Below are 23,307 nucleotides of genomic sequence, written 5' to 3'. Positions count from 1 at the left end.
GGCCCGCCGGTTGCGCAAACGCGCAACCGGCGGGCCTTTTCTATTATCCTGAGACGGCTAGCTTTTCTAGGATGGAACGGTTTAGCTCGTGCTTTCCGGCGAAAGTGAGCAACTGCGCGTCGGCCCCGAATTGCTGTAGTAGCTGCTGTTGCTGTTGGGCCTGGGCCGTGGAAATGTACTCGTCATCGGAGCCGATGACGACGGAAACCGGCAAACCCTGGAGGAGCTGTTGCACGGCACCGGGAGCAACATCCTCGGGGAAGCCGCCGGCCCAGAGAATGAGGTGAGCGGGCCGGAAAGCCGCCTGCGCCAGCCAACGGCCCACGGTGGCCGTGCCTTGAGAAAAACCCAGCACGGTGACTTGCACCTCGGGCGGACACTGCGGCAGCACGGCGGCGGCCAGTTGGTTGAGGAAACCAATGTGGTCGTCGATTTCGTGCAGGCGGTCGTCGCGGGTCATCCAGCTGGCGCCTACGCGGCCGCCGTTGCCGCTGAGGTAAAAGCGGGAAAGGCCTTCGGGGGCGATGATGACGGTGGTGGGGTCGGCGTCGGCCAGAAAGGCGAAGTGACGGATGAAATACGCCGCCAATTGCCCATAGCCGTGGCAGATGAACCACACGCGCCGCGTTTGGGGTGATAATTCACCCAGTTGCTGATAGCGGGCGGTGCGGGCAACGGTTAGGTGGCGCTCCATGAAATAGTAGCGACGGCTACCGGCTACCCGGCGGGCGGCAGGTCATCGGCCGAAAAGCAGAAGGGCATGAGGGCGCTGAGGGTATTGAAGCGCAGGATGGTGCCGTCGCGGCTGGGCAGCAGCAGCGGGATGGGCTGGCCCTGGCGGGTCTCGTATTCCAGCATCACCTGGCGGCAGGCCCCGCAGGGCATGGCCGGGCCAAACTCGCCGTGGCCGGGGCGGGCGGCCACGGCCATGCCCACGATGGGCGCGTGGCCGGGCTGGGCGGCGGCGAGGCCAAACAGGGCCGTGCGCTCGGCGCAGAGGCCCGAGGGATAGGCGGCGTTTTCCTGGTTGGTGCCCTTGAAAATGGTGCCATCGGCGAGGAGCAGGGCGGCCCCGACGTGGAAGCCGGAATAGGGGGCGTAGGCGTGCGTGGTGGCATCGCGGGCGGCTTGCCAGGTGGTTTGCTCGGCGGGGGTGAGGTCGGTAGCGGCGTCCAGCTCTTCGAAGTCAATAAGCTGCTGGCGGGAATTGCGGGCCATGCGGATGGGATTAGGGGGCGGCGAAGGTAATACGGAACAGGGGATAAGGGATAGAAAATAAGAAAGAAAGGAATAGGGGGCAGGGGAAAATGGGCTCGGTGGGAAGGAGTTCTCCCGCCTTAATAATTCACCAGTGTCCTCTCCCTTATCCCTTATTCCCCATATTTGCCGCATGACTTCCCGCCTTTTGCTTCTCGGGGCCGGCCGCTCGGCCTCGTCCCTCATTCAGTACCTGCTGCGCCACGCGCCCACCGAAAACTGGTTCCTGACCGTGGCCGATGTGAACCCGGCGCACCTGGTGCCGGTGCTGGCCGCCCACACCGAGTACGCCCGCGCCGTGCCCTTTTCCACCGATAACGAGGCGCAGCTGGAAGAGCTGGTGAGCCAGGCCGATGCCGTGATTTCGATGCTGCCGGCCGCCCTGCACCCCGTGGTGGCGCGGGCCTGCGTGCGCCACGGCCGCCACCTGGCCACGGCCAGCTACGTGAGCCCCGAGATTCGGGCGCTGCACGAGGAGGCCCAGGCGGCGGGCGTGACGCTGCTCATGGAATGCGGGCTCGACCCCGGCCTCGACCACATGTCGGCCATGCGGGCCATTGCCCATATCCGGCAGCGTGGGGGCATCATTACGAGTTTCAAAAGCTACTGCGGCGGCCTGCTGGCCCCGGCGGCGGAGGGCGACAATCCGTGGAAATACAAGTTCACCTGGAACCCGCGCAACGTGGTGCTAGCGGGCCAGAGCACGGCCAAGTTCCTCGAAAACGGCCTGCCGCGCTTCATTCCCTACCAGCAGCTCTTTGCCCGCACCGAAACGCTGGCGGTGCCCGAATACGGCGACTTTGAAGGCTACGCCAACCGCGACTCGCTGAGCTACCGCGCGCCGTATGGGTTGGAAGATATCCCGACCATCCTGCGCGGCACGCTGCGGCGGCCGGGCTACTGCGCCGCCTGGCACGCGCTGGTGCGCCTGGGCCTGACCGATGATGCGGTGAACCTCGACAACCCCGAAACCATGACCTGGGCCGAGCTGGTGGCCGCCTACCTGCCCGCCTCCCACATTCCGCACCTCGACCTGGCCCAGCGCACGGCTACCTACCTCGGCCTGAACCCCGCCGGTGAAGAAATGGACCGCCTGAGCTGGCTGGGCCTGTTTTCGGACCGGCCCGTGGGCCATGCCCACGCCACGCCCGCCCAGCTGCTGGAGCGCCTGCTGGCCGAAAAGTGGCAGCTCCAGCCCCACGACCATGACCTGATTGTGATGCAGCACCTCTTCGAGTTTGAGCTGTCCGGCACCATGCACCGCCTCACCTCCTCGCTGGCCGTGGAGGGCGACGACGCCACCCACACCGGCATGGCCAAAACCGTGGGCCTGCCCTTGGGCATGGCCGTTCGCCGCCTGCTGCGCGGCGAAGTGCCCCAGCGCGGCGTGCTCATTCCGGTGCAGGCGGATTTGTACGAGCCGATTCTGGACGAGCTGGCGGCGTATTACGGCATTGTCTTCCACGAGGAAGAAGCGTAGTGGCTTTCGCCGGGCAATACGCGCTGGCAACCAGGCGTTGGAGCGCGGTATGATGTCGCTATGGGCTTATTTGCGGTTGCGTGTCCGGCTGCTGGGCCGGTTGCTGCGCGAAATCGGGCTGCTGCGACTGGCGCTGCTGGCTCCGGTGCTGCTGGCGGCCGGGGGCCGGGGCTTGATACTGGCAGCCCCGCACCCGCAGGGCCAATGGGCAGTACCAATACTCACGTTCCTAACACTGGGGTCGGCCCACCGCCAGCGGGCCGACTTACGCTTTCTGTTCATTAGCGCGCCGCACTTTCGGCGCTGGCTGGCCGTGGAATACCTGCTGCTGGCGCTGCCTCTGGCATTAGTACTGGCTATTTTCAACGACTGGGGTGCGGCCCTGCTGACGCTGATGCTGCCCGCCACGGCGGCCCTGTTGCCGGCGGCCCGCGACAGCCGCAGCACGCAACACCGCGCCCGCAGCCTGTTTCGGAGCGAGGCGTTTGAGTGGGTGAGCGGGCTGCGCGGCGGGGGCCTCTGGGCCTGGCCGGTGCTATTGGCCGGGGCGCTGTGGCAGCACGCCTCGCCGCTGGGGCCGGGCGTGGCACTGGTAGCGTGGCTGCTGGTACTGCTGGCCTGCTACGGCACCCCCGAGCCCGTGACCATGCTGGTGCTGGCGGCCCACACACCGGTGCAGTTTCTACGGCGGCGGTTGGGGCTGGGTGTGGTCTACGCGGCGCTTACGGCGGCGCCGTTTTTCTGGCTGCTGGCGGCGGGGCCGGCCGGCGTGGGCGGCACGGTAGCGGTGGGTGTGTTCTGGCTGGGGCTGGTGGCGCTGCTGATTCTCACCAAATATGCCTTCTATCCCAATGCCACGCATATTCGCACCACGCAGGCGCTGGTGGTGGGCGTAGCGCTCACGCTATTTGCCCATCCGGTATACCCGGTGCTCTTGCTGGTGGCGGTGGGCGGCTTGATTTGGCAAAGCCAGCGGCGACTGCGGGCGGTGATAGGGATGGTGAGTTAAGAGGTAAAAGCCAGGAGTTAAGAGCTGACTGATGACTTGATGTGACGACCTTTTTTTGATTGAATGGTATGCTGGAAATTGTTAATCTGCGCAAGGCCTACGGCTCGCACGTTGTGCTGCACGATGTTAGCCTGAACCTGCTTCCCGGCACCATTCATGGCTTGGTGGGAGCCAATGGCGCGGGCAAAACCACGCTCATCAACTGCCTTTACGGGCTGGAAAACGACTTCATCGGCACCATCCACGATACGGCGGGGCCGGCCGTGCGCGAGCACACGGGCCTGCTGCCCTATGAGCCGTATTTCTACCCGCGCCTCACCGGGCGCGAGTATCTGGAGTTTTGCCTGCAGGCGCGGGGCCGCACCATCACGGATTTTGTGGGCTGGAACCAAATCCTGGAACTGCCCCTCGACCAGTACGCCGACGAATACTCGGCCGGGATGCGCAAGAAGCTGGCCCTGCTTGCGCTGCTGGTGCAGCAATTCGACTACCTTATTCTCGATGAGCCCTTCAACGGCCTCGACCTCGAAGCCAACCTGCTGCTGAAGGCCATCCTGAAGCGCCTGCGTGACCGGGGTACGGGTATTCTGCTCACCTCGCACATCCTGGGGGCCCTCACCGAAACCTGCGATGAAATCTCGGTGCTGGTAGATGGGCGGGTGCAGCGGCACTATGCTGCCAATGAGTTCGGCACGCTGGAGCACGACTTGCTCGATAGCCTGCACCGCGAAAAGCTGGGCCTGCTGGCCGGGTTGGTGTAGCGCTACAGCGCCAGATAAAACCCCGCCAGTAGCGCCCGAAAATCCGCCGAATACTCCGCGTCATTTTCCGCCGTGCGGATAATCAGCGCCGTTTCCCGCAACACCGCCGCCTCCCGTCGAAACCCGGTGATGTGCCGCAATGCTTTGCTGCCGGGGCGGTGCCGTACCACCAGCCGCGTGGTTGCGTGCAATCCTGCTACCGCCGCTACCTGCTCGAATGCCCGCATCTCGGGCGGTGGCAGCAGCACGGTGAGCAAGCCCACTGGCGAGAGAAAATCCGCCGCAAAAGCCGCTAATGCTTCAAAAGAAAGCGAGTCGGCCGCCTCGTGGCGGGCGGTGCTGCGGGCCGCATCCGGCGAGCGGAGCGACTGCCGGAAAAACGGCGGGTTGCAAACAATGTGGCTAAATAGTTCGGGCCGCGTGGCCACATAATCAGCCAAACTCATGGCCCGCACGTCAATGCGCCCGGCCCACGGGCTGGCCGCTGCATTGGCCGCCGCTTGAGTAGCGGCTGCCGCGTCAATCTCCACCGCTTCGATTGCGACGGTGGGGTGGCGCTGGGCGGCCATGAGGGCCAGTAGGCCCGTGCCGGTGCCAATGTCCAGCAGGCGGGTAGCGCCGGTGAGGTCGGCGGCCGCGCCCAGCAGGCAGGCGTCGGTGCTCACCTTCATGGCGCAAGCGCCTTGCTCAATGCGGAACTGCTGGAACTGGAAATAGTCGTTGGGCATGAAACGGCTACAGCAGGGATTTGGTGGCCTCGATGGCCTCGTACCCCTCATCCACCAGCAGGCCTTTGCCCAGCGCGCTTTGTACGGCCAGCACGTCGCAGCGCTCGTTTTCGGCGTGGCCGGCGTGCCCTTTTATCCAGTGGAAAGTGACTTTGCGCTGCTTGTAGATGCGCAGGAAACGCCGCCACAGGTCCTCGTTGGCCTTCTTGCCGAAATCAGACTTCGCAGCCCAGCCGAATACCCATTTCTTCTCCACGGCATCGACCACATATTTCGAGTCGGACACGACACGGATGGGCAGGTCGGGGCGCGTCACGGCTTCGAGGCCGACAATCACGGCCAGCAGCTCCATGCGGTTGTTGGTGGTGCGGCGGAAGCCCTGGGTGAGCTCTTTCTCGTGGGGGCCGTAGCGCAGAATGGCGCCGTAGCCGCCCGGGCCGGGGTTGCCGCGGGCCGAGCCGTCGGTGAACAGATGAATCATCTTAAAAATTAGCCTTGAATAACTTGATGGCAATGGCCAGCAGAATCACGCCGAACACGCGGCGCAGCACGTCCTCGCCGGCTTTGCCGAGCTGGCGCTCAATCCAGGGGCTGGTTTTGAGCACGGCGTAGACGAACACGAGGTTGAGCAGGATGCCGACCAGGATGTTGGGCAGCGTGTAGGCGGCGCGCAGCGAGAGCAGCGTGGTCATGGTGCCGGCCCCGGTGATAAGCGGAAACGCCAGCGGCACGATGGAGCCGGTGCTGGCCGTGAGGTCGGAATGAAAAAGCTGGATGCCGAGTATCATTTCGAGCCCAATGAGGAAGATGATGACCGCGCCCGCCAGCGCAAAACTCTCGTTATCGACCCCAAACAACCGCAAAATGCTCTGGCCCAGAAACAGGAAGGCCACCATCAAACAGCCCGCCACGAAGGTGGCCAGCTCGGCCTTAATTTGCCCTTCGCGCTGCCGAATTTGGATGATTATCGGGATGGAGCCCACGATGTCAATCACCGCGAAGAGCGTGAGCGTGACGGAGAAGATTTGCTGGAGATTGAGCATGGGGAGGTTGCTTTAGGTAGGGGCGGGGCCTGCCCCCGCCCGCCGTTCGCGCCGTTGCAACGATTCCGTGCAACGGCGGGCGGGGGCAGGCCCCGCCCCTACAGCATATTATCCAGGGTATTCCTTCGCGAAAAACTGCACCAGGGCTTCCATTGCCGCATCGGGCACGGCGGGGAAGTTGGCGATGCGGATGGTGGTGTTTTTGAGCGGGCCGTAGCCGCTGCCCAGCTGCAGGCCCGCTTCCTTGGCTTTGGCTTTGATTTCCTCAATCAACCCGGCCTCGCCGCGCAGGCCGATGACGGTGGTGGAGCGGGTTTCGTAGTTGTGAATGAGGGGCGTGAGCGGGGTGGCCTGCTCGAAGAAGGCGTAGAGCTTTTCGGCGCGGTCGGCGAGGTGCTGGTGCACAGTTTTGATGGGCTCGCGGTCGGCCAGCACGCGGCTCATGAGGTAAATGCCCAGCACGTTGGGTGTGTAGTTGGTCTGGTGGTTGAGCATCTGGCTCAGCATGGCGGGCAGCGCGTTGTAGTGGGCGCGGTCGTTCACGAGCTTGGCCTGGGCCACGGCGCGGGGCGATAAAATCATCACGCCCAGGCCGGCGGGCAGCCCGAAGCACTTCTGCACCGAGCCGTACCAGATGTCGGCCTTGATGTATTTCAGGTTCAGACCGGCCAGCGAGCTGGTGGCATCCACGGCTAGCAGCGCCCCGCCGAGGCGGTTGTAGAGGTTCAGGATGAAGCCTTCACGGAGCTGGGTGGCGGTGCTGGTTTCGTTCTGGGTGATGCAGACGAGGTCGGTATCATCGGGGGCGAAGGGCAGGCTGGCGATGTCGGGCAGCTCATCGAGCCCGAAGCTGAGGCCCGTGCTGGCCGGCCGGATGGCCTTGGCGTACTTGTACCACTTCTCGCCGAAGTCGCCATTATAAAGGTGGAACGAGCGGCGGGGGGTGAGGCTCTGGGCCAGGATTTCCCAGCACTCGGTGGCCGAGCCGGTGAACAGGACGGTGTAGTCCTGCGGCACGTTGAGCTTGGCTTTGAGGTCGGCCACGGTCTGGCGGACCAGGGCGGTCACTTTTTCGGAGCGGTGCGGGGCCGAGAGCCAGCCCTCGTCAAAGGCATCGGTGAGGTACTGCCGAACGGCGGGATATACGGCCGAAGGCCCGGGATTGAAAGTATACATGAGGAAGAAAGGCTAGAGGAGAGGGGCGCCGCCGCCGCAAAGGTAGCGGCTACGGAAAGTGCCACGAGAATGATTTTACGGCGCAATGGTCGTTCCAACGCCAAAACATTCTTCCCATTGCTTCACCCCCGGTTTCCAGCTCTTTGCCGACTGTTTACACCTCTTAGCTAATAGTTTCAGCCATTTTGTTTCCTGTTTCTACTGCTTAGCTATTGCCTTCTACCTCTTTGTCGTTTGTTTCCAGTGTTAAGCTACTTTTTTCAAGCATAATGCTACTATTTTCCATATCATAGTTGCGGTTTTTCACTGATGGAAAACCGCAACTATGATATAACAAACCGCCGCATGATGCTGGAAACTGATAGCAAAAAGCCGGAAATCATCTTCATTACCCCGGAAACCGATAACTATCAGTCATCAGACCCGAAAGCCCACCCGTTTGGGCGTCTGGTTCACGAACCACTGCACGGCGAGACGGTAGCTTTCGAGCCCGAAGCCGCTGATGCTGCCGGCGCAGTGCCGCCCAAAGAGGCTTTTCTGGCGGAAGTCCTCGCGGGCGTGCAGGTTGCTCAGGTGCACCTCCACCACGGGCGCGCTGATGGCGGCCACGGCATCGGCCAGGGCCACGCTGGTGTGGGTATAGCCCCCGGCGTTGAGCACGATGCCGTGGTGAATGAAGCCGACTTCGTGCAGCTTGTCGAGAATCGCGCCCTCGTGGTTGGATTGAAACTGCGTGAGCTTCACTTGCGGGAAGGCTTCTTCGAGCTCGGGGAAAAAGTCTTCGAAGGAGCGGTTGCCGTAGATGCCGGGCTCGCGGCGGCCGAGCAGGTTGAGGTTGGGGCCGTTTATTATCAGGAGGTCCACTTTAATTATGAATTAGAAATTATGAATTATGAATTGGGGGTGGCGTTTGTTTTTGCATTGGTTTTGGTCGAAAGCAGGATGCTGGACAGCAGCTTGCTGATTTCGAGATTATGGATGTGAATAGAATCAAAAGCCTCAGTGGGCAAAAAGTCGTTGTCATGCAGTAGGCGCAGCCAGTAGGAGGTTTCCCGCGCTTCCTTTGCAGCGATATTGAGCTTGTTGATGAAGTCGGCAGTAGAGCTGGCCGCCAGTGCCTCCTCTACATTGGCCCCAATGGAAGTGCCACTTCGGAGGAGTTGTTTTGATAGCACGAACTCCCGTTGCTCGCCTACCAGATACTTGTAAGCCTTAATAATGCGCGAAGCAAACGCATACGACTTCTGCTGAATAATATTCTCCTTCATCCCGCAAATAACTCATAATTCATAATTCCGAATTTATAATTAAATATGACCTGGCCAATTTCTATTAAGCAATTCGACGGCTACCTGCGCCTCGAAAAATCCCTCTCGCCCAACTCCGTGGAGGCCTATGTGCGCGACATCACCAAGCTCCAGCAGTTTCTCATTATTCAAAAGCTGCACGTCGGCCCCACGCAGGTGAGCACCGAAGTGCTGCGCGAATTCCTCAACACCCTGCAAGGGCTGGGCCTGAGCGCTACCTCGCAGGCCCGCACACTCTCGGGCCTGAAGGCGTTTTTCAGCTTCCTCATCATGGAAGACCTGCTGAAACTTGACCCCACCGATACTCTCGAAGCCCCCAAAACCGGCCGCCACCTGCCCGATACCCTCAGTTACCCCGAAGTAGAGCAGCTTCTGGCCGCCATCGACCTGAGCACCGACGAAGGCCTGCGCACCCGCGCCCTGCTCGAAGTGCTCTACTCGTCCGGCCTGCGCGTGAGCGAGCTCTGCGACCTGCGCCTGAGCAACATCTATACTGACGAAGGCTTTATGAAAGTAGTGGGCAAGGGCAACAAGGAGCGCCTCGTGCCCGTGGGCCGCGAAGCCCTCAAGCACCTCAACTTCTACCTCAGCGGCGTGCGCGGGCATTTGGATATCAAGCCGGGAAGCGAAGATTTCGCTTTCCTGAGCAAGAATGGCCGGCCGTTGTCCCGCATCACGGTCTTCACCACCCTCAAGAAACTGGCCGAGCAGGCGGGGCTGCGCAAAACCATCAGCCCGCACACGCTGCGCCATTCCTTCGCCACCCATTTGATAGAAGGAGGGGCCGACCTGCGCGCCGTGCAGGAGATGCTGGGCCACGCCAGCATCACGACCACCGAGATTTATACGCACTTAGATAGAGACTTTCTGCGGCAGGTGATTACCGAGTTTCATCCGCGCAGTTAGGATGGGGTGGGGGAGGGATGCCGAACGAAACTCCCCTCCTTACCAAGGAGGGGACGCTGGCGCGAAGCGGCAGCTGGGGTGGTTGTGGCGTCTGCATCAGTTATTACGGAATGTAGCCTTACAAAAACTGCGCAACGCCCACAACCACCCCCGTCCGAGGCTGCGCCTCGAACATCCCCTCCTTGGTAAGGAGGGGAGTTGTCGTTCCGATACCTCGATTTAATTCATCTGTCCGTTTACCGCCCGCATTGTGTAAATTTGACCTTTCTGCACCCGTCGAATGGCCGATAATCGTTATAAAAACCCTCCCGCCGGCCCCTCGGCTAACCGCCCGAACGAGCCCAAGGCCAACCGGCGCAACGAGCCGCGCCCCAACGGCCCGGCCCCCGAGCCCGCTCCCGCCGCCCGCCCAGAGCCCCGCCCCGCCGCCGCCAACGTGCCCAAAGCCGCCCGCGCCGCCCAACAAGCCCCCATTGCCAAACCCGCCAAGCCGCCCCGCGCCCCTCGCGGCCCCCTGCCCGGCGTAGGCAACCTGCTGAGCCTGCTGCGCGACCGTCGTTTCCACCTTTTCGTGGGCTTCGGGCTGCTGCTGGGCAGCCTCTATCTCACCATCGCCTTCACCTCCTTCCTCTTCACCGGCCACGCCGACCAGAGCGTGGTGGGGGCCATGAGCACCATCCCGGTGCGGGAAGCCGGGGCCGAATCGCACAACTGGCTGGGCCTGCTCGGGGCCTGGGCCGCCGAGCTGTTCATCTACAAACTGTTTGGGGTGGCGGCGTTCGCACTCATTCCCATCGTGTTTTTCCTGGGGTATAAGATTGTGTTCCGCGCCGCGCCGGTTTCGGTGAGCTACATCCTGGCGCTGGGCCTGTTCAGCATGGCCTGGCTGAGCATTTTGCTCGGCTACGTGGTGGTGTCGTTGGCTGCGCCGGGGGCTGACCCCGTGCTTGCTCACCGCCTCGATTTCCTGTGCGGTGGCGTGGGTTTTGAAGCTGCTTCCTGGCTCGACAGCCTCATCGGCTGGGGCACGGTGCTGTTGCTGGCCTTCGCCCTGATATCGTTCGTGGTGTTCTTTTTCAACGTCACCAGCCTCAACCTGGGCCGCTTCCGCAGCCTCAGCACCGAGGACGATGCCGACGAAGACGCCGAGCTGGAAGCCGAAATTGCCGCCGAGCAGGCTGCGGCGGTGGCCCCTCCGGTTGCTCCCGCCGCCCCGGCCATGACGCTGAAAACCCGCCCGGCCGCGCCGGAGATTACGGCTACTACTTCCGCCACAGTTGCGGCCGGCGGTATGCAGGCCGCCGGCCCTTCTTTGGAACTTGATGAGGATGACGACACCGATGAGGCTTCGGTATTTGTAAAAGAATATGAGCCGGCCCCCCGGCCCGGCGCTGGACTGCCACTGGCCGTGGCCGGCGCAGTGGTTGCACCAGCGGCGGGAGCAGCTATGGGCGCGGCTACTTCGGCTGCAGCCGCCGCTTCGACGGTAGCAGCCGCGTTGCCGCTGGCCGTTTCTGGCCCGTCGTTCTCCATCGAAATGCCAACGGCGGAGGAGGAATTGGCCGTAGTAACTAGCGTGCCCGCGTCCACCATTCCCACGCCGCTTTCGCTGGCTGATTTGGCCGATGGCGACGCGCCCTTGCCGGCTTCGCGCCCTGTGCTGCCAATGCCTGCCGCCCGCCCGCTCGAAATCACCGTGCCCGGCCGCGACGACCTCGACCCCAACGCCGGGGCCGACATCGCCGCCGTGGCCGATGAGGACGAAGATGCCGACGCCATGCCTGCCGGCAACTACGACCCCACGCTGGACCTCGCGCGCTTCCAGTTCCCCACCCTGGAGCTGCTCAACGACTACGGCATCGCCAAGGCCCAGGTAACCAAGGAAGAACTCGAAGCCAACAAAGACCGCATCGTGGAGACGCTGGGGCACTACGGCATCAGCATCGCCAGTATTAAAGCCACTATCGGCCCTACGGTTACGCTCTATGAAATCGTGCCTGAGGCCGGTGTGCGTATCTCCAAAATCAAGGCCTTGGAAGATGATATCGCGCTGAGTCTGGCCGCGCTCGGCATTCGTATCATCGCGCCAATTCCGGGCAAGGGCACCATTGGTATCGAGGTGCCGAATACGAAGAAGGAAATGGTGAGCATCCGCTCGGTGCTGGGCTCGGAAAAGTTCGCCAAGACCGAAATGGACCTGCCCATTGCCTTCGGCCGTACCATCACCAACGAAGTATTCGTGGCCGATTTGGCCAAAATGCCCCACTTGCTGATGGCCGGGGCCACGGGTCAGGGCAAGTCGGTGGGCTTGAACGTGATTCTGGCCTCGCTGCTCTACAAGCGCCACCCCGCCACGCTGAAATTCGTGCTCGTCGACCCCAAAAAGGTGGAATTGAGCATTTTCAATAAGATTGAGCGCCACTACCTGGCCAAGCTGCCCGACACCGACGAGGCCATCATCACCGACACCAAGAAGGTGGTGAACACGCTGAATTCGCTCTGCATGGAGATGGACCGGCGCTATGACCTCCTCAAAGAAGCCGGCTGCCGCAACCTCAAGGAGTATAACGCCAAGTTCATTGAGCGCCGCCTCAACCCCAAGAAAGGCCACCGCTTCCTGCCCTTCATCGTGCTGGTAATCGACGAGCTGGCCGACCTCATGATGACGGCCGGCAAGGAAGTGGAAACGCCTATTGCCCGTCTCGCGCAGCTGGCCCGCGCCATCGGCATTCACCTCATCGTGGCCACCCAGCGCCCTTCGGTGAACGTGATTACCGGCATCATCAAGGCCAACTTCCCCTGCCGCATCTCCTTCAAGGTGACCAGCAAAATCGACTCGCGCACCATCCTGGACACCGGCGGGGCCGACCAGCTCATCGGCCAGGGCGACATGCTGTTCTCGGCCGGGTCCGACCTGATTCGGGTGCAGTGCGCCTTCATCGACACGCCGGAAGTGGACCGCGTCTGTGACTTCATCGGCGAGCAGCAGGGCTACTCCGATGCCTACCTGCTGCCCGAAGTTGCCGGGGCCGACGGCGATGCCGGCAGTGGCAACGAGGAAATGGACCCCTCGGAGCGCGACTCCATGTTTGAGGACGCGGCCCGCTGCATCGTGCTGCACCAGCAGGGCAGCACCTCGCTTTTGCAGCGCAAGCTCAAGCTGGGCTACAACCGTGCTGGCCGTTTGATTGACCAATTGCAGCATGCCGGCATCGTGGGACCGTTCGAGGGCAGCAAGGCCCGCGATGTACTTATTCCGGATGAGTATCAATTGGAGCAATTACTCAATTCCATGAAATAGCGCCGAATGGCACGAGTACCGCGAAATTTTATTTCGCGGTACTCGTGCCGAGGTAGCTTTTTTTTCTTCATCGGCGCTTCATTGGCATTTTGGCCGGACGTTTGTTAAACGAAATCCGTATGAGGCTTTTCAAGCCCAGCACTAGCGTCTTTTGAACTCTCTTCTTCTAATGAAAAAATCAATTTCTTTCCTGTTGCTCGCGGTTTCGCTGGCCTTGCCCGCCGCCGCCCAGCAGGACCCCAAGGCCGGTAAAATTCTCGACCAGATGAGCGCCAAATACCAGGCGCTGAAAGCCTTTCAGGCTACTTTTACCCAAACGCTGGAAAACCCCAGCGCTAAAGTGAAGCAGAACATCAACGGCGACATTGTGGTGAGCGGCCAGAAATTCCGCCTCAAAATCAGCGGCCAGGAAGTCATCAACGACGGCAAAACCACCTGGACCTACCTGAAGAACGAAAACGAGGTGAACATCTCCGATTCGGACCCGGATTCGCAGGAAATGTCGCCTTCCCAGATTTATACGATGTATAAAAAGGGCTATAAGTACAACTACGTGCAGCAGGTGACGGAAAGCGGCGAGCCGCTCGACGTGATTGAGCTGGCCCCCGAAAACCGCCAGAATGACGTGTTCAAAGTACGGTTGAAGGTGCGGAAGAAGGACGCGTCGGTGAAAAGCTGGCAGATGTTCAAGAAAAACGGCAACCAGTACACCTTCCTCATCAAAAACTTCAAGCCCAACCCGCCCACCGATGCCGGTACGTTTGCCTTCGACAAGGCCAAGTACAAAGGCGTGAAGGTAGTGGACCTGCGCTAATCTTCGGAAATAACGTGATTTGAGAAACGGCCCGCTTCGAAAGAGGCGGGCCGTTTTACATTTGCCCCATGCGCGAAGATTTCTACCACTACGTCTGGCAGCACCAGTATTTTGATAAGGCCGACCTGCGCACGGCCGACGGCGAGGAAATCCAGGTATTGAAGCCCGGCCACCGCAACGCCGACGCCGGCCCCGATTTTCTGAATGCCCGCCTGCGCGTGGGCGACGTGGAGTGGAATGGCGCGGTAGAAATCCACCTCCGCGCCTCCGACTGGACCCGCCATAACCACCAAATCGACCCCAAATACGACCAGGTAATTCTGCACGTAGTGGGCCAGCACGATGCCGACGTGGCCCGCACCAATGGCAGCCTGATTCCCGCGCTGGCCCTGCAAACCCGCCTCGCCCCCGAGTTGCTGACGCGCTACCAGGCCCTGGTGGATGCGCCCGCCGCCGCGCCCTTGCCCTGCGCTCCGCTGCTTAATCTGGTGCCCGAAATCACCCGCACGATGATGGCCGAGCGCGCCCTGCTGGAGCGCGTGGAGCGTAAAGCCGACGACGTGATGGCCCTGCACCAACACCTCGGGCAGGACTGGGAGGCCACCGCCTACCACGCGCTGATGGCCGCTTTCGGCTTCCAGAAAAATAGCGAGCCACTGGCCCGTCTGGCCAAATCCCTGCCGCTGGCCGTGTTGCGCCGCCACCGCCACGACCAGCGTCAGCTCGAAGCCCTGCTATTCGGGCAAGCCGGATTCCTGGTTGATAATGAGGAGACTGTCACCGATGACTACATCCGGGACTTGAGGCAGGAATATGAGTTTCTGCGGCACAAATACAGCCTGGCGGATGCCGCCCTGGCCGTACATGAGTGGAACTACCTGCGTCTGCGGCCGGCCAACTTTCCGCCCGTGCGGCTGGGCCAGCTGGTGGGCTTGCTCCATGCCCGGCCGGCCTTGTTCGATGCCTTGCTCACGGCTCAAAGCGTGGCCGCGCTGACGGAATTTTTCCAGGCACCCGCGCCGGCGTACTGGCGGGCGCACTTCCGGCCCGGCCGGCCGGGCAAGGTGCCGGGCCTCGGCAAAAGCAGCATCGACCTGCTCATCACCAACGTGGTGGTGCCGCTGCGCGTGGCCTATGCCCGCTACGTAGGCAAACCCGAGGTAGTAGAAAGCAGCGTGGCCCTGCTGAGCGAGCTGCCGGCTGAGCACAACCAATACACCGACGTGTACGCAGACCTGGGCTTTGCCCACCGCACAGCGGCCGACTCGCAGGGCCTGCTGGCATTGCATAAATCTTATTGTGCCCCGCGCCGCTGCCTGCACTGCGCCATCGGCAGCCGGCTGGTGCAACAACCCCGCGTGGTCCGGTGAAAATAGCACTGGCCATTTTGCTCAATGCGGGCCTGCTGGCCGGGCTGCTGCCGTGGCTGTGGCGGCAGTGGCGCGAGGCCCCGGCCGCTTGGTGGCGGGCTGCGTTGGTGATGGGCCTGGGGGGGCGCATAGCCATGGGCCTGATGCGCAACTGGGATTTGCAGCTTGATGCCAAGTTCATGAATGACCTGAGCCAGCCCATCACGGCGCAGCTCTGGGCGCATCCGGCCCAGGCCTGGCAGACGCTTACGCAAGCCGTGACGCTCATTCATATCATCAATTACACAGCTGTTTTTCAGGGATTTTCCAATACTTGGTTCTTCATCAAAGTGCTGGCGTTTCTGAACCTATTTTCGGGCGGCATGGGCTGGCTGAACGGATTCTACCTGAGCCTGTTCACGTTTGTGAGCAGTTGGCAATTGGTGCGGGTGCTGGCCCGGGTATTCCCGGCCACGCCGCCTGGGGCAGGGGCGGTGGCGTTTTTGCTGTGGCCATCGGTGTGGTTCTGGGCCACGGGGCTGAGCAAGGAATCACTGTTAGTCGGCACCGGAGCATGGCTGACGGCGTTGGTGCTGGAACGGCTGTATGATGAGCCCGGGCATCGGCCACCCGCCCCCTGGTGGAGCCGGGCCGGCTGGTGGCTGGCTGTCGTACTATTGGCCTACGTCCACTTCAAAATGCGCTACTTTTTTGCCGCGCCGCTGCTGGCCGTGCTGGTGGGCATAGCGCTGGTGCGTGGCCTGCAGGTGCGCGGGCTGGCGCGGACCCGCTGGGCGCAGGCCGTGGCGCTGCTGGCGGTGCTGGGCTCCGGCCTGTGGATGGCCCAACAGATGAGCGTGGCCTTCAGCGTGAATAAATTTACCAACCAGGTGGTGCGCGTGTACACCTCCGACCTGCCCAAACTGGTGGGACGGCCCCATTTCGAATACCCCGACCTGCGCCCCACGCTGGAAAGCGTGCTGAGCTACGCCCCGCTGGCCGTGGCCAATACCCTCACGCGACCCTACCTGGGCGAGTCCCGCGACCTGCGGCTAGCCGCCGCCGGGGCCGAAAACCTGCTCCTGTTGGTCGTGGTGATGGTGGCCGCCGTGGGTGCGGTGCGGGGCCGGGCAGGCCACCTGCCGTTTGTGCTGGGGCTGGGGCTGGTGATTTTTTGCATCGTACTGGCGGCTTTGATGGGGCTGACGACGCCCAACCTGGGCTCGCTGCACCGCTACCGCAGCGACCTGATGCCCTACCTGGTGCTGCTGCTGCTGCAAAACGGCTATGCGGCGGCGGCGTTACGGCGGCTTGGATTTCGGGACAAATAGCCCTTGGTCCAATCCTCACGTCGTTCCAAAATCACCCCTGCGGCGCGTGCCGTACCTTTGCACGTCCGGGCCTGGCCGCGGCGCAATTTGCGGCCCGCCGGCCCGGCCTCCCTCATCCGAATTCCCTCCATGGAAAACCCCGTTATCATTCTTGGTGCCCAAACCGTGGGCACCGCCGCCCTCGACGCGTTTCTTTCCAACGACGTGGTCGTGTACTGTATGCTCGACGACGATAAAAAGCTGCAAGGCACCGAGCTGCTCGATGTGCCCGTGATGGGCAATACCGACGACGGCGAGTTGCTGAAACTCCTCGGCAAGAAGTGCGAAGTTTTCGTGGCCACCGAAGACACCGCCAGCCGCCGCAGCCTCACCCAGATGCTACGCACCGAGTACGAAGCTGTGCCCGTAAACGCCATCCACGAGCGCGCCAGCGTGTCGAACCACGCCACTCTGGGCCACGGCAACTACATCGGCCCCAACGCCGTGGTAGCCGCCACCGCCACCCTCGGCGATGGCTGCCTGGTGGGCGCCAACGCTGTGGTAGAAGCCCGCGCCACCGTGGGTGACTACGCCCAACTGGGCAGCGGTGCCCTGCTCGGAGCCGATACCAAAGTAGGCGAACAAGCCTTCATCGGTGCCGGTGCCGTGGTAGTGGCCGGCGTGAAAATCGGCGACAAGGCCCGCGTCGGGGCCGGCTCGGTGGTAGTGGCCGACGTGGCCAACGGCCAGACGGTATTCGGCAACCCGGCAGTGAAAGTCTGAAGAGAATTATGAGTTATGAATTAGAAATTATGAATGCCTGGTTAGCGCGTTACTCATAATCTCTAATTCATAACTCATAATTTAAAATTCATAATTAAATATGTATCAGGTTCTTCTTTACTATTGCTATACGCCGCTCGAAAACCCTGAGCAGTTCCGCGATGAGCACCACCGCTTGTGCCTGGCGCTGGATTTGCGCGGGCGCATCATCGTAGCGGCCGAGGGGCTGAACGGCACGGTATCGGGCACGCGCGAAAGCTGCGCCGCCTACATGGCCGCCGTGAAAGCCGACCCGCGCTTCGCCGCGCTGGAGTTCAAGGTGGACGACGTGGAAGCTCACACCTTCCAGAAGCTGCACGTGCGGGTGAAATCCGAAATCGTGCACAGTAGCCTGCACCATGTGCGGCCCCACGAGAAAACCGGCCAGCATCTTTCGCCCGAAGAATTCAAAGCCCTGAAGGACCGCGACGATGTGGTGGTGGTCGACGTGCGCTCTGACTACGAGTATAACCTCGGCCGTTTCAAAAACGCGGTGACGCTGGATATCGAGAATTTCCGCGATTTCCCCGACCGCATCGAGCGCCTCAAGGAGTTCAAGGATAAGAAAATCCTGACCTACTGCACCGGCGGCGTGAAGTGCGAAAAAGCCAGCGCCTACCTTCTAGAGCAGGGTTTCGAGAACGTGTACCAGCTGCACGGCGGCATCATCAAGTACGGCATTGAGGCCGGAGGCGAGGATTTCGACGGTCAGTGCTACGTGTTCGACAACCGCGTGGCCGTTGACGTGAACCGCGTGAACCCCACCGTGATATCGCGCTGCCACCACTGCCATCAGCCCAGCGCCCGCCTCATCAACTGCGCCAACCCGCACTGTAACGCCCACCTGCCACTCTGCGAAAGCTGCGGCGAAACCCTGCAAGGAGCCTGCTCCGAAGCCTGCGCCCAGCATCCCGACATGCGCGTGTACGACGGTACCGGCACCTACCCCAAGCTCAGCAACCACTATAACCCGGCCCAGGGCCTCGCTTCCTACAAAGCCTGAATTTAGTAGTCTGTATTGAATAGTCAGTGGCGGTATTTGCTGTCAATTTTCTTTTCTTGCCGATTATTCCGCTGTCTGATTTCTGACTACTCAACACCGACCACGATGTCAATTCCCAATTCCGAGCTCATCCTCAATCCCGACGGCAGCATTTACCACCTCAATCTGCTGCCCGACCACATTTCCGACACCATCCTCACCGTGGGCGACCCGGCGCGGGTGGCTCAGGTCAGCCGGCATTTCGATTCAGTTGAGTTCGAAACTACGCACCGCGAATTCGTGACCCACGTGGGCTACTACCGCGGCAAGCGCCTCACCGTGCTCAGCACCGGTATGGGCACCGACAACATCGACATCGTGATGAACGAGCTTGATGCGCTGGTCAACATCGATTTCATGGCCCGTGAAGTGCGTCCCGCCGAGGAGCGCCTGAGCCTGCGCATCATCCGGCTGGGCACCAGCGGCAGCCTGCAGGCCGATGTGCCCATCGGCACCATGCTGGCCACCGAGCACGCCGTGGGCCTCGACAGCCTCATGCAATTCTACCCCCTCATGGAAACCGGCCTCGAAACCGAAGTAGCCACCGAGCTGCAAAAGAGCCTGGGCCTGTCCTTCACGCCCTACGTGGTGCGCGGCTCCGACCTGCTGCGCGAGCAGTTGGGCGCGGGCATGACCATGGGCAACACGCTCACTTGCCCCGGCTTCTACGGCCCCCAGGGCCGCAGCCTGCGCCTGCCCCTGCGCCAGCCCGACTATATCTCCCGCCTCCAGAATTTCCGCCACCAGAGCGGCGAAGGCGAATTCCGTCTCAGCAATTTCGAGATGGAAACGGCCGGCTACTATTCCTTGGGCCGCCTGCTGGGCCATGAGGTGTTGTCGTTGAACGCCATCGTGGCCAACCGCGCCACCGGCGAGTTCGCCGAGAATGCCGGTGCCGTGGTTGATGCCATGATTGAGCGCACACTCCAGCACTTGGTGGCGAAGTAAGGGCAGGAGAGCTGCAAAGGCAGTACCAGCCAGAACAAATAAAAACGGTCATGCTGAGCGCAGCCGAAGCATCTCTACCGCAATAGTAAATGAATACTTGCGTGGCAGAAATACTTCGGCTGCGCTCAGCATGACCGTTCTGCTTTTCTTTTTGGCCGAAATCGACTAATAAAAATCGAATCCCAGCACCGCCCGCAACGGCAGCGAGGAGCCAGATTTCAATGTAAGATGCTCGGCATCGGCGGCCCAGATGGTGGTGGCCACGCGCTTGGTCGCGCCGTCGGCCGTCTGGAAATAGATGTCGAGCTTGCCGTGGTAGGCGTTGCCCAGGGTCACGGCGCGGTCGGCATCGGCGCGGCGGCGCTGGCGGTCGGCTTCGTTGGGCAGCACATCGTCGTGGCCGAAGTGCATGGTGGCTATTTCTTCCTTCTCAACAATCTCAACAGTATCAGTAGGATAGGTAAAAGACATGGCGGTAATAGGTAAGCGGGTGGGTGGAGGAGATGGGGGCAAAGTGCCCCCATTGGTCTATCCAAACGATAAACTACCCGCCGAAGTCTGATTTTTCGATGAAAATTTCTAGGGCAGCTGCGCCAGAAATTCCATCGTGTCCACGCGGTCGGCGTACTCGTCCACGCCCGGTGCCTGGGCTTTGCCAAACGGCACGCTGCCCGCAAACCGCCCACTGGCCGACACCACGCACTGCGTCTGGGCCGCCACGTCGGTGAGCTGGTCTACGAGGTCAACTTCGCTGGCATATTCGGTGTAGTGCACCACCGAAATGGGCGACACCAGCGCCGCGTTGCGCGTGAGCAGCAAGAAGCCGGTGTCGTAGTGCGGCACCGCATTCACCAGCAGAATACTCTTGTTGTAGTCGTAGTTATTGTTGTATTTGTGGTGGTTAAGCACATGCTCGAAACCTTGCAGCGCATCGAGCAAAGGCACGAAATCATAGCCCTCGGGCACGAACAACTTGCTCACATTGCGACAGCCGAGGCCGTAGTATTGAAAAATATCCGGCCCCAGCAGGGCCAGTTCCGCGCCGGTTTCCTGGCCCGTGAGCACGGCCACGCTGGTCCGGTTGCGACGGATGAGGTGGGGCCGCTGGCCAAAATAAAACTCAAAGTATCGCGCCGTATTATCCGAGCCGGTGGCGATGAAAGCATCGGCCGCGTTCAGGCGCGGCAGCACTTTGATAAAATCTGTGAAGCGCGGCTCAATCCTCACCAGCTCCTCTATCAGCAAGGTCATCAGCATGGTATCGTCAGCGCTGAGTTTGGCCAGCAGGACGTGGCCGCTGAGCAGCACGCACAGCAGGTCGTGGAAGCCGACCATGGGAATGTTACCGGCCATCACCACGCCTACTTGGTGCACGGTGGTAGGTTCGGTGGGGTAGCGGGCGGCCCAGTGGCGCAGCGGCTCTTCGGCCAGCAGGTGCGCGATGCCGGCCACGGCGGCCGTTACGTTGGGAAGGTCGAACCAGGCATTTTGGTTGCGGGCGCGGGCCGCTAGGGTGGTCAGCTCATCGGTAGAAAGTGTGGTGAGGCGCTGGCCGAGGGCCACAAATGCCGCTAGGCGTTCGGAATGATTCATGAGAAAAGGGGAGGGCGCGGACTGCCAAAAGGACCCGCACGGAAGATTACCCGGCAAAATTGGCTCAAACTGTGCAAACCCAGCCGTTGTTGGTTAATTTTGCAGGCCCAAAGAACGGCGCGGGGCGGGCGTTTTACGTAAAGCTCCCTCGTTCTGCTTTGGTTTCCTCACTTCACCTCCCGAACCCCGACGCCCCATGGCCATCATGATAACCGACGAGTGCATCAACTGTGGTGCCTGCGAGCCGGAATGCCCCAACAATGCTATTTACGAAGGCGGCGCGCAGTGGCGCTGGGCCGATGGCACCACGCTGAAAGAAGTAACCGCCGCCGATGGCACCGTAGTGTCGGGTACCGCCCCGCAAACGCCGGTTTCGGACGAGTATTACTACATCGTATCGGATAAATGCACCGAGTGTGTAGGCTTCCACGAAGAGCCGCAGTGCGCCGCCGTGTGCCCCGTAGATTGCTGCGTGGACGACCCCGACTACCGCGAAACCCGCGAACGTCTCCTCGAAAAGAAAGATTGGCTGCACATTGCTGCCTAACCTGTTCGCCAGCAATTTTTGCTCAAAAAGAAAGGCCGGTTCCTATACAGGAACCGGCCTTTCTTTTTGAATTCATGGCTCAGGTGCCGCAGTTAAAGTATTTATCGTAAGCCGATTCGGGAATCAGGTTGAGCCGGCTCATGAGTTTGATGGGGCCGCGCAGCAGCTGGAGCAGCGCATAGTTGTTGGGGTAGTCGTGGAAGGTTTTGGGCGGGGCGGCCACAATGGCATCGAACTCGGCCCTCGTCAGCCCCAGGCGCTTGATGCAGAGCTGGATAACGGCTTCGTCCTCAATGGAATTGATGTGGGAAATGCGTTCCAGGGCATATTCCCGGCTCATCTGGCCCGAGCGTATTAGCGCCGAATAATTGAACAGCCGCCGGTCGATGTTAAACTTGACGCGGTTGAGGTAGTAAATCAGACTCTGGTAAAGGTCATCGGAATAATGCGCGCCGGGGCTTTTCCAAGCCAACTCGCGCACCAGCAGCTCATCGACCTCGGTGCGCACATAATCAAGGTGATAGAGTAGCGTCACAGTTTTAATACGCCGCACAAAAGCGTAGTAAAACATCTCCTTGATGCCCAGATTGAAGCCCGGGTCTGCAGGCTGCCAGCGCCGTAGCGGCACCGTGCCGAACTGCTTGTGCACAGCCCGCAGGTAGCGGCCATCCAGAAAATTCCAACTCAGCGGAGCAATGCCCTCGGTGCGAAACGACTGGCCGATAATCAGGTGCCGAATACCTTCCTTGGCCGCCACGCCATACAAGGCGGTGGCAATGCCCAGGTCGGTGCCTTCCTCCATATCGGGCACGGAGGCTTTCAAAAAGGCAATTTTCAGGTCTTTCGACTCCCGCCAGTCCGAGGTAATGGTGCGCAGCTCCACGCCCAGGCGCTGGCAGGTGCGCACCATGTTTTCGCCGGCCACAGGATTGCCGAAGCCGTCGTTGAAATGCACCGCCAGCGGGCGCAGCTTGAGCTGGGTGACGCAGTACCATAGCGTGTAGGTGCTGTCGCGGCCGCCGCTCACGCCCACCACGCAATCATAGCGGCGCTTGCGGCCGGCTTGGCGCATCTCTTCGGCTTGGCGTCGCACGGTTTCGCGGCCGGCTTCGCCAAGTGGGAAAGCCGTTTCCATGCGGTCATGCACTTCGCAAAAAGAGCAGGTGCCTTCCGAATCAAAAGTGATGCCCGGCGCAGTGGTATCCATCACACACCGGGCGCATCGCTGATAGTCAGCCGCTGAATCCGTTGTGGCAAGGAGGTCCTGGGAGCGTAATTGTGTTAGCAATGGAGGTGGAAATAAGGGGGCTGTATAGAGAAATATGGGTGTACAGCAAAGACGAATTGTGAGGCACTTCGGGTGGGTGGTAGTTAAACGGAAAGCAAGGATTTCGGTAGGAAATAATAATTCTGAAGCAGGTGTTTAAGGCAACTGGTCGAAGCGGTAGCCTTTGCGCTGGAGCATGAGGCCGATATCGGTGCCGCGCTCCGGGCGGTGGGGACGGGCCAAGTCGGCCACCACCAGCTGGCCGGCAAACTCATTGAACGCCCCCTGCGCACGCACGCCGTGGGCATCAACGGCCAGGGAGCAGCCCACGCTTTTCTTGCCCTCATACGGCCCGCCCACGATGTAACCAACGGACGTTACACTGACCACCACTACGTTGTAAAGCTGGGCAAGGATGGAAAACGGCTTCACCCATTTCTCCTGATAGGGGTCGTGCTCCTCGGTGATGGAGTAATCCACGGTCCATGAGGCCGGCGCGATGATGAATTCGGCGCCCATCCGGGCCAGGGTGTGGCCAATGGGCAGCCCGTCGAGGTAGTTGTCGGCGCAGATATTCACCCCGATTTTGCCCAGTGGCGTGTCCACCACGTTCAGCGTCTGGCCCACGGCGTAGTACGGCTGCTCAA

General features: G+C 61.3%; 24 protein-coding genes. 12 read left to right on the top strand and 12 right to left on the bottom strand.

Annotation, left to right across the window (positions count from 1 at the left end; translation table 11 throughout):
* Window positions 1-43: 43 nt before the first annotated feature.
* Window positions 44-694, bottom strand: coding sequence for an alpha/beta hydrolase (locus AAFH49_RS19485; RefSeq protein WP_342300818.1), 651 nt, complete (start codon window positions 692-694; stop codon window positions 44-46).
* Window positions 695-717: 23 nt separating this feature from the next.
* Complete coding sequence (gene cdd, locus AAFH49_RS19480; protein ID WP_342300817.1) at window positions 718-1,218, bottom strand: cytidine deaminase; 501 nt, start codon at window positions 1,216-1,218, stop codon at window positions 718-720.
* Between the two features lie 172 nt (window positions 1,219-1,390).
* Here cdd and AAFH49_RS19475 point away from each other — a divergent pair, with 172 nt between their 5' ends.
* The 3 genes from AAFH49_RS19475 (at window position 1,391) to AAFH49_RS19465 (ending at window position 4,507) form a co-directional block, all read left to right on the top strand.
* Window positions 1,391-2,737, top strand: a complete 1,347-nt coding sequence (locus AAFH49_RS19475; protein ID WP_342300814.1) for a saccharopine dehydrogenase family protein — start codon at window positions 1,391-1,393, stop codon at window positions 2,735-2,737.
* A gap of 70 nt (window positions 2,738-2,807) precedes the next feature.
* The gene (locus AAFH49_RS19470; protein ID WP_342300812.1) at window positions 2,808-3,746 is read left to right on the top strand and encodes a hypothetical protein; all 939 of its coding nucleotides are present in this window, start codon (window positions 2,808-2,810) and stop codon (window positions 3,744-3,746) included.
* A 68-nt stretch (window positions 3,747-3,814) separates the two neighbouring features.
* Window positions 3,815-4,507, top strand: a complete 693-nt coding sequence (locus AAFH49_RS19465; protein WP_342300811.1) for an ATP-binding cassette domain-containing protein — start codon at window positions 3,815-3,817, stop codon at window positions 4,505-4,507.
* Window positions 4,508-4,509: 2 nt separating this feature from the next.
* On the opposite strand, the gene AAFH49_RS19460 is transcribed toward AAFH49_RS19465, so the two are convergent.
* The 6 genes from AAFH49_RS19460 to AAFH49_RS19435 form a co-directional block, all read right to left on the bottom strand.
* Window positions 4,510-5,235: a tRNA1(Val) (adenine(37)-N6)-methyltransferase gene (locus tag AAFH49_RS19460; RefSeq protein ID WP_342300810.1), complete on the bottom strand. Its 726-nt coding sequence runs from the start codon at window positions 5,233-5,235 to the stop codon at window positions 4,510-4,512.
* A gap of 7 nt (window positions 5,236-5,242) precedes the next feature.
* Window positions 5,243-5,716 (bottom strand): ribonuclease HI, encoded by a 474-nt coding sequence (gene rnhA, locus AAFH49_RS19455; protein ID WP_342300809.1) that lies wholly within the window; start codon window positions 5,714-5,716, stop codon window positions 5,243-5,245.
* Between the two features lies 1 nt (window position 5,717).
* On the bottom strand, window positions 5,718-6,278 hold the full coding sequence (locus AAFH49_RS19450; RefSeq protein ID WP_241934125.1) for a MarC family protein: 561 nt from the start codon (window positions 6,276-6,278) through the stop codon (window positions 5,718-5,720).
* Between the two features lie 108 nt (window positions 6,279-6,386).
* Window positions 6,387-7,454 carry an aminotransferase class V-fold PLP-dependent enzyme gene (locus AAFH49_RS19445; RefSeq protein ID WP_342300807.1) on the bottom strand — a complete coding sequence of 356 codons (1,068 nt, stop codon included), beginning with the start codon at window positions 7,452-7,454 and terminating at the stop codon, window positions 6,387-6,389.
* 417 nt (window positions 7,455-7,871) lie between these two features.
* Entirely contained in the window at window positions 7,872-8,318 is a 447-nt protein-coding gene (gene aroQ, locus AAFH49_RS19440; RefSeq protein WP_342300806.1) for a type II 3-dehydroquinate dehydratase, read from the bottom strand.
* A 26-nt stretch (window positions 8,319-8,344) separates the two neighbouring features.
* Entirely contained in the window at window positions 8,345-8,722 is a 378-nt protein-coding gene (locus tag AAFH49_RS19435; protein ID WP_342300805.1) for a four helix bundle protein, read from the bottom strand.
* A 45-nt stretch (window positions 8,723-8,767) separates the two neighbouring features.
* Here AAFH49_RS19435 and xerD point away from each other — a divergent pair, with 45 nt between their 5' ends.
* From xerD to AAFH49_RS19395, 8 genes are all read left to right on the top strand, one after another.
* Window positions 8,768-9,667, top strand: coding sequence for a site-specific tyrosine recombinase XerD (xerD, locus tag AAFH49_RS19430; protein ID WP_342300804.1), 900 nt, complete (start codon window positions 8,768-8,770; stop codon window positions 9,665-9,667).
* Between the two features lie 280 nt (window positions 9,668-9,947).
* The gene (locus AAFH49_RS19425) at window positions 9,948-12,968 is read left to right on the top strand and encodes an FtsK/SpoIIIE family DNA translocase (protein WP_342300802.1); all 3,021 of its coding nucleotides are present in this window, start codon (window positions 9,948-9,950) and stop codon (window positions 12,966-12,968) included.
* A 169-nt stretch (window positions 12,969-13,137) separates the two neighbouring features.
* Window positions 13,138-13,782, top strand: coding sequence for an outer membrane lipoprotein periplasmic chaperone LolA1 (gene lolA1, locus AAFH49_RS19420; RefSeq protein WP_342300800.1), 645 nt, complete (start codon window positions 13,138-13,140; stop codon window positions 13,780-13,782).
* A 68-nt stretch (window positions 13,783-13,850) separates the two neighbouring features.
* Window positions 13,851-15,152 (top strand): DUF2851 family protein, encoded by a 1,302-nt coding sequence (locus AAFH49_RS19415; protein WP_342300799.1) that lies wholly within the window; start codon window positions 13,851-13,853, stop codon window positions 15,150-15,152.
* The gene (locus AAFH49_RS19410; RefSeq protein ID WP_342300797.1) at window positions 15,149-16,462 is read left to right on the top strand and encodes a hypothetical protein; all 1,314 of its coding nucleotides are present in this window, start codon (window positions 15,149-15,151) and stop codon (window positions 16,460-16,462) included. Before AAFH49_RS19415 ends, AAFH49_RS19410 begins: the two co-directional genes overlap by 4 nt.
* Before the next feature lie 129 nt (window positions 16,463-16,591).
* Entirely contained in the window at window positions 16,592-17,224 is a 633-nt protein-coding gene (locus AAFH49_RS19405; protein WP_342300795.1) for a NeuD/PglB/VioB family sugar acetyltransferase, read from the top strand.
* A gap of 100 nt (window positions 17,225-17,324) precedes the next feature.
* Window positions 17,325-18,266 (top strand): oxygen-dependent tRNA uridine(34) hydroxylase TrhO, encoded by a 942-nt coding sequence (trhO, locus tag AAFH49_RS19400; RefSeq protein WP_342300793.1) that lies wholly within the window; start codon window positions 17,325-17,327, stop codon window positions 18,264-18,266.
* 105 nt (window positions 18,267-18,371) lie between these two features.
* Entirely contained in the window at window positions 18,372-19,253 is an 882-nt protein-coding gene (locus AAFH49_RS19395) for a nucleoside phosphorylase (RefSeq protein ID WP_342300792.1), read from the top strand.
* 165 nt (window positions 19,254-19,418) lie between these two features.
* Here the strand turns inward: AAFH49_RS19395 and AAFH49_RS19390 are convergent, their stop codons facing one another.
* The gene (locus AAFH49_RS19390) at window positions 19,419-19,724 is read right to left on the bottom strand and encodes a hypothetical protein (RefSeq protein ID WP_342300790.1); all 306 of its coding nucleotides are present in this window, start codon (window positions 19,722-19,724) and stop codon (window positions 19,419-19,421) included.
* Between the two features lie 108 nt (window positions 19,725-19,832).
* Entirely contained in the window at window positions 19,833-20,846 is a 1,014-nt protein-coding gene (locus tag AAFH49_RS19385; RefSeq protein ID WP_342300788.1) for an acyl-CoA reductase, read from the bottom strand.
* Window positions 20,847-21,042: 196 nt separating this feature from the next.
* On the opposite strand from AAFH49_RS19385, the gene AAFH49_RS19380 reads away from it, so the two are divergent.
* The gene (locus AAFH49_RS19380; protein ID WP_342300786.1) at window positions 21,043-21,393 is read left to right on the top strand and encodes a 4Fe-4S dicluster domain-containing protein; all 351 of its coding nucleotides are present in this window, start codon (window positions 21,043-21,045) and stop codon (window positions 21,391-21,393) included.
* 79 nt (window positions 21,394-21,472) lie between these two features.
* Here AAFH49_RS19380 and AAFH49_RS19375 read toward each other — a convergent pair whose 3' ends face one another.
* On the bottom strand, window positions 21,473-22,681 hold the full coding sequence (locus AAFH49_RS19375; RefSeq protein ID WP_342300784.1) for an N-acetyl sugar amidotransferase: 1,209 nt from the start codon (window positions 22,679-22,681) through the stop codon (window positions 21,473-21,475).
* Between the two features lie 135 nt (window positions 22,682-22,816).
* The coding region (locus tag AAFH49_RS19370) for a nitrilase-related carbon-nitrogen hydrolase (RefSeq protein ID WP_342300782.1) at window positions 22,817-23,307 on the bottom strand (491 nt) is incomplete at its 5' end.

Origin of the sequence: Hymenobacter segetis (assembly GCF_038448715.1) — a bacterium.
GTDB lineage: Bacteria > Bacteroidota > Bacteroidia > Cytophagales > Hymenobacteraceae > Hymenobacter > Hymenobacter segetis.
The sequence above is the reverse complement of the archived record's forward strand: the minus strand, read 5'-3'. Positions and strand labels throughout refer to the sequence as shown.